We start from the raw sequence: 12,109 nt of genomic DNA, 5'->3' as shown, positions 1-12,109 counted from the left end.
CCCCCGTTCCCACCCCGTGCGCCCGAGGCCCGCGCAGGAGGACGGCAGTCCCGGAACTGCCGCTCACCTGCCGGGCCTTGTGCCGCTTCCGGGCCCGGCCCGCACCTACCTTCGAATCACACCGCACCGCGCCACCACCTCACCGAGGAGAGCACCGTGAGCAACCCGTTCGAGGACGACAACGCCGGCTACCTGGTCCTGGTCAACGACGAGAACCAGCACTCGCTGTGGCCGGTCTGGATCGACGTGCCGGCCGGCTGGACCACCGTCCACGGCGAGGCGCCCCGCCAGGAGTGCCTGGAGTGGATCGAGACCAACTGGACCGACATCCGCCCGGCCTCGCTGGTCGCCGGCCTCGACCGCCGGTGAGCGCCGCCATGGTGACCTGGGAGCTGAACCCCGGCCGTCCGGCCCTCCTCCACGTCCCGGCCGTCGCCGACCTCGCCGAGGGCTGCGCCTGGCTCCGCGAGCACGAGGCCGAGCTGACCGCCGCGCTGCACGAGCACGGCACGATCTTCCTGCGCGGGCTGCCGGTCGCGGCCACCGAGGACGTCGCCGCCGTCCGGGACGTGCTGATCCCCGAGCCCACCCCGTACCGGGAGAAGGCCACCCCGCGCAGCGACTTCGGCAACGGCGTGTTCTCGTCCACCGACCTGGCGGCCGCGCTGCCGATCCGGATGCACAACGAGAACAGCTACACCCTGACCTTCCCCGGCCGGCTGCTGTTCGCCTGCCTGGTCGCCCCGGAGGAGGGCGGCGCCACCCCGACCGCGGACGTCCGCAAGGTCCTCGCCGGGCTGCCGCCGCACCTGGCCGAGCGGGGCCGCAGCTCCGGCTGGACGCTCGGCCGCAGCTACTCGGAGTACGTCTCGCTGCCGTGGCGGACCGCCTTCGGCACCGAGGAGCCCGCCGAGGTCGAGCAGTACTGCCGGGAGAACGGCATCACCTGGGAGTGGCTGGAGGACGGCACCCTGCGCACCGACCAGCTGCGGCCGGCCACCATCCGCCACCCGCACACCGGCGAGGAGGTCTGGTTCAACCACCTGGCCTTCTGGAACGAGTGGTCGCTGGACCCGGACATCCGGGAGGCCATGGTCGAGGAGTTCGGCCCGGACGGCCTGCCGTTCAACACCGGCTTCGGCGACGGCGAGCCGGTCACCCGCGAGGACGTCGAGGCGCTGAACGCCGCCTACGAGGCCGCCACCGTGCGGGAGACCTGGCAGGTCGGCGACGTGATGCTGGTCGACAACGTGCTCTGCGCGCACGGCCGCGACCCGTACCGCGGCGACCGGAAGATCGCCGTCGCGATGGGCCGCCCGGTCGACGTCCTCGACTGCGAGCCGTCCGTCCTCCCGACCACCGCCGTCGCTGCGTGACGGCGCCCACCACCACACGCCCGTGACGTGAGCAGAGGAAGCACCGTGATCCCGGTTTCGTACGCACAACAGCGTCTCTGGCTGATCGACCAGATCGAAGGGCCGACCGCGCTCTACAACCTGCCGTTCGCGGTCCGCCTGCGCGGCGCGCTCGACCTCGACGCGCTGCGCGCCGCGACGGCGGACGTGGTGGCCCGGCACGAGGCCCTGCGCACGGTGTTCCCGGTGGACGGCGAGGGCGTGCCGGTGCAGCACATCCTGCCGTCGGCGGAGGCGGGCACCGCCTTCACGACGGTGGAGTGCACGCCGGCCGACTACGCCGCCCTGCGGGACCGGGCCGCCGCCCACACCTTCGACCTGAGTGCCGAAACGCCCATCCGGGTCACGGTCTTCTCGCTCACCCCGACCTCCCCGACCGACGACGGCGCGGACGCCGTCCCCGAGCACGTGCTGCTCGTCGTGCTCCACCACATCGCCGGTGACGGCTGGTCGCTCGGCCCGCTGCTGCGCGACCTCGCCGCCGCCTACACCGCCCGCCTCGCCGGTGCCGGGCCGGACTGGGAGCCGCTGCCGGTCCAGTACGCCGACTACGCCCTGTGGCAGCGCGAGCTGCTCGGCGATGAGTCCGACCCGTTCAGCCTGATGAGCCGTCAGCTCAACCACTGGCGAGGAGTCCTGGCCGGTCTGCCGGAGGAGCTGGAGCTGCCGGTGGACCGCCCCCGGCCGCCCGTGCCGACCGGCGCCGCCGACGCCGTACCGTTCACCCTCGGCCCCGAACTGCACACCGCGCTGGCCGACCTGGCCCGCCGCCACCGCTCCACCCTGTTCGCCGTCCTCCAGGCCGGGCTGGCCGCGCTGTTCACCCGGCTCGGCGCCGGTACCGACATCCCGCTCGGCACCGGTGTGGCCGGCCGCTCCGACGAGGCCCTGAACGACCTGGTCGGCTTCTTCGTCAACACCCTGGTGCTGCGCACCGACACGTCCGGCGACCCGTCCTTCGCCGAACTCCTGGGCCGGGTCCGGGAGGCCCAGCTGGACGCCTTCGCCCAGCAGGACGTGCCGTTCGAGCGGCTGGTCGAGGAGGCCAACCCGGCCCGCGCGCTCGGCCGCCACCCGCTGTTCCAGACCCTGCTGGTGCTGCAGAACCACGAGGAGGGCGAACTCGGCCTGCCCGGGCTGGAGTCGGCGCCCGAACCGCTGGGCCTGCGGGTCGCCAAGTTCGACCTCAACATCGGCGTCACCGAGCGGCACGACCAGGACGGCACCCCGGCCGGGCTGGAGGGCTCGGTCGAGTACGCGGCCGACCTGTACGACCGGGCCACCGTCGACGGGCTGTTCGCGCGCTTCGGCCGGCTGCTGGCCGCCGCGGCCGCCGACCCCGCCGCGCCGATCGGCACCCTGGACATCCTCGCCCCCGAGGAGCGCGCCCGGCTCGCCGAGGACTGGAACGCCACCGCCGCGCCGGTCCGCACCGGCTCGCTGCCCGAGCTGTTCGCGGCACAGGCCGCCCGCACCCCGGACGCGATCGCCCTCGCCCACGACGGCGGCGAGGTCGGTTACGCCGAACTCGACGCCCGCGCCAACCGGCTCGCCCACCACCTGATCGCCGCCGGCGTCGGCCCGGAGTCCCCGGTCGCGCTGCTGATGGAGCGCTCGGCGGACCTGGTCGTCGCCACCCTCGCCGTGCTCAAGGCCGGCGGCTGCTACGTGCCGATGCACGCGAGCCTGCCGCCCGAGCGGATGACCGCGCTGCTCGCCGACACCGCCGCGCCCGTGCTGATCACCGACCGCGCCGAGCCCGGCTTCGCCCACGAGGCCGTCGTGGTCCGCCCCGGCGACGAGGCGGGGGCGCCCGACCACGACCCCGGCCTGCCCGTCCACCCGGACCGGCTCGCCTACGTGATGTTCACCTCCGGCTCCACCGGCACCCCCAAGGGCGTCGCGGTCCGCCACCGCGACGTGGTCGACCTCGCCGACGACCGCCGCTGGCGCGACGGCCGGCACGAGCGGGTCCTGCTGCACTCCCCGCACGCCTTCGACGCCGCCACCTACGAGCTGTGGACGCCGCTGCTGCACGGCGGCACCGTCGTCGTCGCCCCGCCCGGCACCATGGACGCGGCCGCCCTGCACACCGTCGCCACCCGGCACGGCGTCACCGCGGTGTTCCTCACCAAGGCGCTGTTCGACCTGGTCGCCGAGCAGGCCCCGGAGACCTTCCGCGCCCTGCGGACGGTGTGCACCGGCGGCGAGGCGGCCTCCGGCACCCTGATGCGCCGGGTCCTGGAGCACTGCCCCGAGCTGCTGCTCGCCCACGTCTACGGGCCCACCGAGGCGACCACCTTCGCCACCCACCACCACCTCCTCCCGGCCGACCTGGACGGTGCCCGGGCCCCGATCGGCGGCCCGCTGGACAACATGCGCACCCATGTCCTGGACGCCCGCCTCCAGCCGGTGCCGCCCGGCGTGCCCGGCGAGCTGTACATCGCCGGGGCCGGCCTGGCCCGGGGCTACTGGCGCCGCGCCGCGCTGACCGCCGAGCGCTTCGTCGCCGACCCCTTCACGCCGGGCACTCGGATGTACCGCACCGGCGACCTGGTGCGCCGCCGGGCGGACGGCGCGATCGAGTTCCTCGGCCGGATCGACGGCCAGGTCAAGCTGCGCGGCTTCCGGATCGAGCTCGGCGAGATCGAGGCGGCGCTCTCCCGCCACCCCGCCGTCCGCCAGGTCATCGTGGTCGCCCGCGAGGACCGCCCCGGCGACACCCGGCTGGTCGGCTACTGCGCCGTGACGGCCGAGGTGCTCGACGGGAGCCCCGAACTCGCCGCCGAACTGAAGGAGTTCGCCGCCGCCGGCCTGCCCGGCTACATGGTGCCCTCCGCCGTGGTGGTGCTGCCCGCGCTGCCCCTGAACGCCAACGGCAAGGTCGACCGGCGCGCCCTGCCCGCCCCCGACCTCGGCGCCGACCCGGCCGGCCGCGCCCCGCGCGACGAGCGCGAGCGGGCCCTGTGCGCGCTGTTCGGCGAGATCCTCGGCATCGAGGACATCACCGTCGACGACGACTTCTTCGCCCTCGGCGGCCACTCGCTGCTCGCCACCCGCCTGGTCGGCCGGGTCCGCGCCGACCTCGGCGCCGAACTCGCCATCGGCGACCTCTTCCAGGCCCCGACCGTCGCCGCCCTCGCCGCCAAGCTCGCCGACGGCCCGGCCCGCCCGGCCCTGCTCCCCGAGCAGCGCCCCGAGCACCTGCCGGTCTCCTTCGCCCAGCGCCGCCTGTGGTTCCTCGGCAAGGCCGAGGGCCCCGCCGCCACCTACAACGTCACCCTCGCCCTGCGGCTGTCCGGCCCGCTCGACACCGCCGCCCTGGAACGCGCCCTCGGCGACGTGGTCGCCCGGCACGAGTCGCTGCGCACCGTCTTCACCGAACTCGACGGCGTGCCGCACCAGCGGGTCCTCGACGGCCCGCCCGGGCCGCTGCTCACCGTCACCGACCGCCCGGCGCAGGACCTCGTCGGCCACCTCTTCGACCTGGCCGTGGACGTCCCGCTGCACGCGTACCTGTGCCCCGAGGGGCCCGAGGAGCACGTGCTCACCCTGGTGCTGCACCACATCGCCGGCGACGGCTGGTCGCTGCGCCCGCTGTTCCGCGACCTCGCCGCGGCCTACACCGCCCACCGCGACGGCACCGCCCCCGACCCGCGTCCGCTGCCCGTCCAGTACGCCGACTACACCCTCTGGCAGTACCGGCTGCTCGGCTCCGACACCGACCCGCGCTCGCTGCTGGGCCGTCAGCTCGACCACTGGCGCGAGGCCCTGTCCGGCCTGCCGGACGAGCTGCCGCTGCCGCTGGACCGCCCCCGCCCGCCGGTGCCCACCCACCGCGGCGACGTCGTCGAGCTGGACCTCGACGCCGCCCTGCACGCCCGGCTCGCCGAACTGGCCGGCCGGCACGGGGTCACCCTGTTCATGGTGCTCCAGGCCGCCTGGGCCACCCTGCTGCACCGCTTCGGCGCCGGGGACGACGTCCCGATGGGCACCCCGCTGGCGGGCCGGCTCGACCCCGCCCTGGACGACCTGGTCGGCTTCTTCGCCAACACCCTGGTGCTGCGCACCGACCTGAGCGGCTCGCCGACCTTCGCCGAGCTGCTGGGCCGGGTCCGGGAGGCCGACCTGGCCGCCTACGCCCACCAGGACGTGCCGTTCGAGCGGCTGGTCGAGGAGCTCAACCCGGCCCGCACACTGGCCCGGCACCCGCTGTTCCAGGTGATGATCGCCTTCGACAACACCACCGGCGGCGGGCCCGAGTTCCCCGGCACCCGCGCCTCCTACGAGCCGCTGGGCCTGCCCACCACCCCCTTCGACCTGACCCTCAACCTGTCCGAGCGCCACCACCCGGACGGCTCCCCGGCCGGGCTCTCCGGCGGCCTGGAGTTCGCCGTCGACCTGTTCGACCGGGGCACCGCCGAGCGGCTCGCCGGCGCGCTGGCCGGCCTGCTCGACCAGGTCGCCGAGCAGCCCGGCCGCCCGGTCGCCGAGCTGGACGTGCTCGGCGCCGAGGGCCGCGAGGACCTCGCCCGCTGGCACGACACCGCCCGCCCCGGCGGCGAGCAGCTCGTCCCGGCCGTGTTCGCCGCCCAGGCAGCCGCCACCCCCGACGCCACCGCCCTGGTCTTCGGCGAGCAGCGGCTGAGCTTCGCCGAGCTGAACGCCCGCGCCAACCGGCTCGCCCACGGCCTGGCCGGCGCCGGGATCGGCCCCGAGTCGCTGGTCGCGCTCGCCGTGCCCCGCTCCGCCGAGTCGATCGTCGCCCTGCTCGCCGTGCTCAAGGCCGGCGCCGCCTACCTGCCGCTGGACTCCGACTACCCGCGCGACCGGCTGGCGGGCATGCTCGCCGACGCCCGCCCGGCCGCCGTGCTCAGCACCGACGCCTGGCCGCTGCCCGAGGTGCTGGCCGGCCACACCGTGCTGCCCGCCGACGCCGCGCCCTGGGCGGAGCTGCCCGCCGGGGAACCGGAGGTCGAGCTCGGCCCCGAGCACGCCGCCTACGTCATCTACACCTCCGGCTCCACCGGACGCCCCAAGGGCGTCGTGGTCCGCCACGGCGGCCTCGCCAACCTGCTCGCCTTCCACCGCGCCGGGACCCTCGCCCCCTCCCAACAGGCCCACCCCGGGCGGCGGTTCGCCTTCGCCGCGACCGCCTCGCTGTCCTTCGACACCTCCCTCGAAGCGGTGCTCTGGATGGTCGCCGGCCAGGAACTCCACCTGCTCGACGACGACCTGCGCCGCGACGCGGCCGGCATCGTCGGCTACCTGGCCCGCACCGGCGCCGACACCCTCGACGTCACCCCCGCGCTGGCCGAACGGCTGGTCGAGGAGGGGCTGCTCACCGTCGCCCCGCCCGCCGTGCTGATGATCGGCGGCGAAGCCTGCGGCCAGCAGCTCTGGACCACCCTGAGCGCCGCGCCCGACACCGTCGTGTTCAACCTGTACGGGCCGACCGAGTGCACCGTCGACGCCCTGCACCACCGCCTGGACGGCGCCGTCGCCCGCCCGGTGATCGGCCGCCCGTTGTCCAACCTGCGCGCCCACCTGCTGGACGCCCGGCTGCGCCCGGTGCCGGTCGGTGTGCCCGGCGAGCTGTACCTGAGCGGTCCCGGCCTGGCCCGGGGCTACCTCGGCCGCCCGGCACTGAGCGCCGAGCGCTTCGTCGCCGACCCCTACGACACCGGCGCCCGGATGTACCGCACCGGGGACCTCGCCCGGCGCCGCTCCGACGGCACGGTGGAGTTCCTCGGCCGCACCGACCACCAGGTCAAGGTGCGCGGCTTCCGGATCGAGCTCGGCGAGATCGAGGCCGTCCTCACCGCCCACCCCGGGGTGGTGCAGGCCGCCGTGCTGCCGCACCAGGACGGCACCGCCGGCACCCGGCTGGTCGCCCACCTGGCGGTCGCGGCCGGCGCCGACCCGGCCGCGCTCGACCTCGCCTCGGTGCGTTCCCACGTCGCCGCCGCGCTGCCCGACTACATGGTCCCGGCGGCCTTCACCGCCCTGGCCGCGCTGCCGCTCAACGTCAACGGCAAGCTCGACCGGGCTGCTCTGCCCGCCCCCGACTTCACCGCCGCCGCCGGAGCCGGCCGGGCCGCCCGCACCCCGCGCGAGGAGATCCTCTGCGGCCTCTTCGGCGAGATCCTCGGCGTACCGGAGGTCTCGATCGACGACGACTTCTTCGCCCTCGGCGGCCACTCGCTGCTCGCCACCAAGCTGCTCAGCCGGGTCCGCGCCACGCTCGGCGCCGAACTCGGCATCCGGGACGTCTTCGAGGCCCCGACCGTGGCCGGGCTGGTCGAGCGCCTCGACGGCGCGGACGCCCGCCCGGCGCTGACCGCGGGCCCGCGCCCCGAGCGGCTGCCGCTCTCCTCCGCGCAGCGCCGACTGTGGCTGATCGACCGGATGGAGGGCCCCTCCGCCCTCTACAACATGCCGTTCGCGCTGCGCCTCACCGGCCTGCTCGACCGGGACGTGCTCACCGCCGCCCTGACCGACCTGGTCGCCCGGCACGAGAGCCTGCGCACCGTGGTCGCCGAGCACGAGGGCGAGCCGTACCAGCGGATCCTGGCCCCGGCCGAGGCCGCCGTCCCGGTCGAACTCCTGGACTGCGCACCGGAGTCCGTCGGGGCCGAGGTCGACCGCGCGGGCCGCCGCCCGTTCGACCTGGCCGCCGAGCCGCCGGTGCGGGTCACCCTGCTCCGGGTGTCGGAGTACGAGCACGTCCTGGTCGTCGCGCTGCACCACATCGCCGGTGACGGCTGGTCGATGGGGCCGCTGCTGCGCGACCTCACCGAGGCGTACACCCTGCGCCTCGGCGGCGAGCCGCCGGTGCTCGAACCGCTCGCCGTCCAGTACGCGGACTACGCGCTCTGGCAGCGCGAGCTGCTCGGCGACGAGACCGACCCGCAGAGCCTGGTCTCCCGCCAACTCGCCTACTGGCGCGAGACCCTGGCCGAGCTGCCGGAGGAGATCGCGCTGCCGTCCGACCGCCCGCGCGGCGCCCGGGCCGGCCACCGCGGCGACCGGGTCGCGCTGCCGATCGACGCCGGACTGCACGCCGGGCTGGTCGCGCTCTCCCGCGAGCACCGGGTGACGATGTTCATGACCCTCCAGGCCGCGCTGGCCGCGCTGCTCACCCGGCTGGGTGCGGGCACCGATGTGCCGATCGGCTCGGTGGTGGCCGGGCGTTCGGACGAGGCGCTGGACGAGCTGGTCGGGTTCTTCGTCAACACCCTGGTGCTGCGCACCGACACTTCGGGTGACCCGGCCTTCGCCGAGCTGCTGGGCCGGGTCCGGGAGACCGGCCTCGGCGCCTACGCCCACCAGGACGTGCCGTTCGAGCGGCTGGTCGAGGAGCTCAACCCGGCCCGATCGCTGGCCCGGCACCCGCTGTTCCAGGTCGCGATGGTGCTCCAGTCCACCGAGGAGGGGGAGTTGGAGCTGCCCGGCCTGGAGGTCGAGGCGCTGGCCTCGGACACCGGGGTCGCCAAGTTCGACCTCAATGTCACCCTGGAGGAGTTCTTCGGCCCGGACGGTGCGCCCGCCGGTCTGGACGCGCGATCGACTACGCCACCGACCTGTTCGACCGGGAGACGGTGGAGGCGATCGCGGCCCGCTTCGGGCGGCTGCTGGCCGCCGTGGTGGCGGACCCGGAGCGGCCGATCGGCCGCGTCGAGCTGCTGGACGAGCGCGAGCGGGCCGGACTCCTCGGCGGACACCGTCCGCTGCCTGCCGGGCTGCCGCTCGTCCCGGCCGCCTTCGCCGCGCGGGTGGCAGCCGATCCCGACGCCACCGCCCTGGTCCACGGTCCCACCAGGCTCAGCTACGCCGAACTGGACACCCGTGCGAACCGCCTGGCGCACGGTCTGGTCGCCGCCGGCATCGGGCCCGAGGACGTGGTCGCGCTGGCCCTGCCCCGCTCGGTGGAGACCGTGGTCTCCCAGCTCGCGGTGCTCAAGGCGGGGGCCGCGTTCCTGCCACTGGACGCCGAGTACCCGCTGGAGCGGACCGCGCACATGCTGGCCGACGCCCGTCCGGCCGCTGTGCTCAGCACGACCGACTGGCCGCTGCCCGAGGCCCTGGACGGGCTGACCGTCCTGCCCGCCGACGCCGCGGCGTGGGAGGACCGGCCCGCCGAGGGCCCGCCCCTGCGCGTCGACCCGGCCCACGCCGCCTACGTGATCTACACCTCCGGCTCGACCGGCCGCCCGAAGGGCGTGGTGGTGAGTCACGGGTCGATCGCCGGCCTGCTGGCCGCCCACCGGGCCGAGACCTTCGGCGAGCCCGAGCGCGTCCACGGCCGGCTGCGCGCCGCGCTGACCGCTTCGCTCTGCTTCGACGCCTCCTGGAACAGCCTGCTCTGGATGGTCGCCGGCCACGAGCTCCACCTCATCGGCGACGACCTGCGCCGTGACCCGACCGCCCTTGTCCGGCACATCCGAACCACCGGCATCGACGCCCTCAACCTCACCCCGACCTATGCCGAGCAGCTCCTCGCCGAAGGTCTGCTGGACGGCGCCGCCCGCGAGGGCACGGCGCCCCGGGTGGTCCTGCTGGGCGGCGAGGCGATCGGCCAGGCCCTGTGGACCCGGCTGCGCGAGGCGCCGCACACCACCGGTCACAACCTCTACGGTCCCACCGAGGCCACCGTCGACACCCTGCTCCAGTCCTACGCGGACTCCGAGCGTCCCTCCCTGGGGCACACCGTGCTCGGCACCCACGCCCACGTCCTCGACGAGCACCTGAGCCCCGTCCCCGTGGGCGTGCCCGGGGAGCTGTACCTCGGCGGTGACAGCCTGGCCCGCGGCTACCTCGGCCGTGCCGCGCTCACCGCGGAACGGTTCGTCGCCGACCCCTTCCGGGCCGGTGAGCGGATGTACCGCACCGGCGACCTGGTCCGGCGCACCCGCGACGGCGGCATCGACTACCTCGGCCGCACCGACCACCAGGTCAAGGTGCGCGGCTTCCGGATCGAGCTCGGCGAGATCGAGCAGGTCCTGGTCCGCCACGCGGCCGTCCGGCAGGCCGTGGTCACCCTGCACGAGGGCGCCGACGGTGACCGGCGCCTGGTCGCGCACTGCGCCACTCCCACCGGGGCGAGCCCCGAACTCGCGCTGGAACTGCGCCGATTCGCGGCCGAGACGCTTCCGGGCCACATGGTGCCGGCCGCCGTCGTCCCGCTCGCCGCGCTGCCGCTGACCGGCAGCGGGAAGGTCGACCGGCGGGCCCTGCCCGCCCCCGACTTCGCCCTGTTCGCCGGTGGCCGCGCGGCCCGGACCGCGCGTGAGGAACTGCTCTGCGGCCTCTTCGGTGACGTCCTCGGCCTCGACCGGGTCTCCGTCGACGACGACTTCTTCGCTCTCGGCGGCCACTCCCTGCTCGCCATGAAGCTGGCCGGCCGGGTGCGCTCGGTGCTCGGCGCCGAACTCGGCATCCGGGACGTGTTCGAGGCCCCGACCGTGGCCGGCCTCGTCCAGCGGCTGGACGACGGCGCCGACGCCCGGCCCGCGCTGACCGCCGGGGCGCGCCCCGAGCGGCTGCCGCTCTCCTTCGCCCAGCGGAGGCTGTGGCTGATCGACCGGATGGAGGGCCCGAGTGCCCTCTACAACCTGCCGCTCGCCCTGCGCGTCGGCAGCCCGTTGGACCCGGCCACCCTCGCCGCCGCGCTCGGCGATCTGGTCGCCCGGCACGAGAGCCTGCGCACCGTGATCGCCGACCACGAGGGCGAGCCGTACCAGCGGATCGTCCCGGCCGACGAGGCCCGGGTCCCGCTCGACCACCGCACCGCGGCACCGTCCGACCCGGCGGCGGCCGTCGCCGCCTGCGCGGAGATCCCCTTCGACCTCGCCGCAGACCTGCCGATCCGTGCCCACCTCATGCCTGCCGGGCCCGGGACGGACGAGCACCTGCTGGTCCTCGTCCTGCACCACATCGCCGGCGACGGCTGGTCGATGGACCCGCTGCTGCGCGACCTCGCCGCCGCCTACGCCGCCCGCCGCGACGGGACCGCGCCCGACTTGCGTCCGCTGCCCGTCCAGTACGCCGACTACGCGCTCTGGCAGCGCGAACTGCTCGGCGACGAGGCCGACCCGGAGAGCCCGGCCGCCCGTCAACTCGCCTACTGGCGCGAGGCGCTGGCCGGACTGCCGGAGGAACTGACACTGCCCGTCGACCGCCCCCGGCGGACCGACACCGGCCACCGCGGCGACCGCGTCGTCCTCCCGCTCGGCGCCGACCTGCACCGCGCGCTCACCGCGGTCGCCCGCGAGCACCGGGTGACGATGTTCATGACCCTGCAGGCGGGGCTCGCCGCGCTGCTCACCCGGCTCGGTGCCGGCACCGATGTGCCGATCGGCTCGGTGGTGGCCGGGCGTTCGGACGAGGCGCTGGACGACCTGGTCGGCTTCTTCGTCAACACCCTGGTGCTGCGCACCGACACGTCCGGCGACCCGGCCTTCACCGATCTGCTGGCGCGGGTCCGGGAGGCCCAGCTCGACGCGCACGCCCACCAGGACGTGCCGTTCGAGCGGCTGGTCGAGGAGCTCAACCCGGCCCGCTCACTGGCCCGCCACCCGCTGTTCCAGGTGATGCTGCTGCTCCAGGGCGGCACGCCGGGCGCCGCCGGGACCGGGGACGCGCCGCTCGACCTGGCCGGGCTGGCCGCCACCGTCGAACCGGTCGGAGGCTAC

At 75.4% G+C, this 12,109-nt stretch carries 2 protein-coding genes and 2 pseudogenes; all 4 read left to right on the top strand.

Features of this window, described 5'->3' with window-relative positions; genetic code table 11:
- Window positions 1-156: 156 nt before the first annotated feature.
- Window positions 157-369 carry an MbtH family protein gene (locus tag ADK60_RS13240; protein WP_045943801.1) on the top strand — a complete coding sequence of 71 codons (213 nt, stop codon included), beginning with the start codon at window positions 157-159 and terminating at the stop codon, window positions 367-369.
- 8 nt (window positions 370-377) lie between these two features.
- Window positions 378-1,376, top strand: a complete 999-nt coding sequence (locus tag ADK60_RS13235) for a TauD/TfdA family dioxygenase (RefSeq protein ID WP_045943804.1) — start codon at window positions 378-380, stop codon at window positions 1,374-1,376.
- Between the two features lie 27 nt (window positions 1,377-1,403).
- Window positions 1,404-8,879 (top strand): annotated as a pseudogene (locus tag ADK60_RS13230) (amino acid adenylation domain-containing protein); the annotation flags it as partial.
- 137 nt (window positions 8,880-9,016) lie between these two features.
- Window positions 9,017-12,085, top strand: a pseudogene (locus tag ADK60_RS46460) (amino acid adenylation domain-containing protein); the annotation flags it as partial.
- Between the last annotated feature and the right edge of the window lie 24 nt (window positions 12,086-12,109).

The sequence above is a fragment of the Streptomyces sp. XY431 genome (assembly GCF_001279805.1).
GTDB classification, from domain to species: Bacteria; Actinomycetota; Actinomycetes; order Streptomycetales; family Streptomycetaceae; genus Kitasatospora; species Kitasatospora purpeofusca.
The sequence above is the reverse complement of the archived record's forward strand: the minus strand, read 5'-3'. Positions and strand labels throughout refer to the sequence as shown.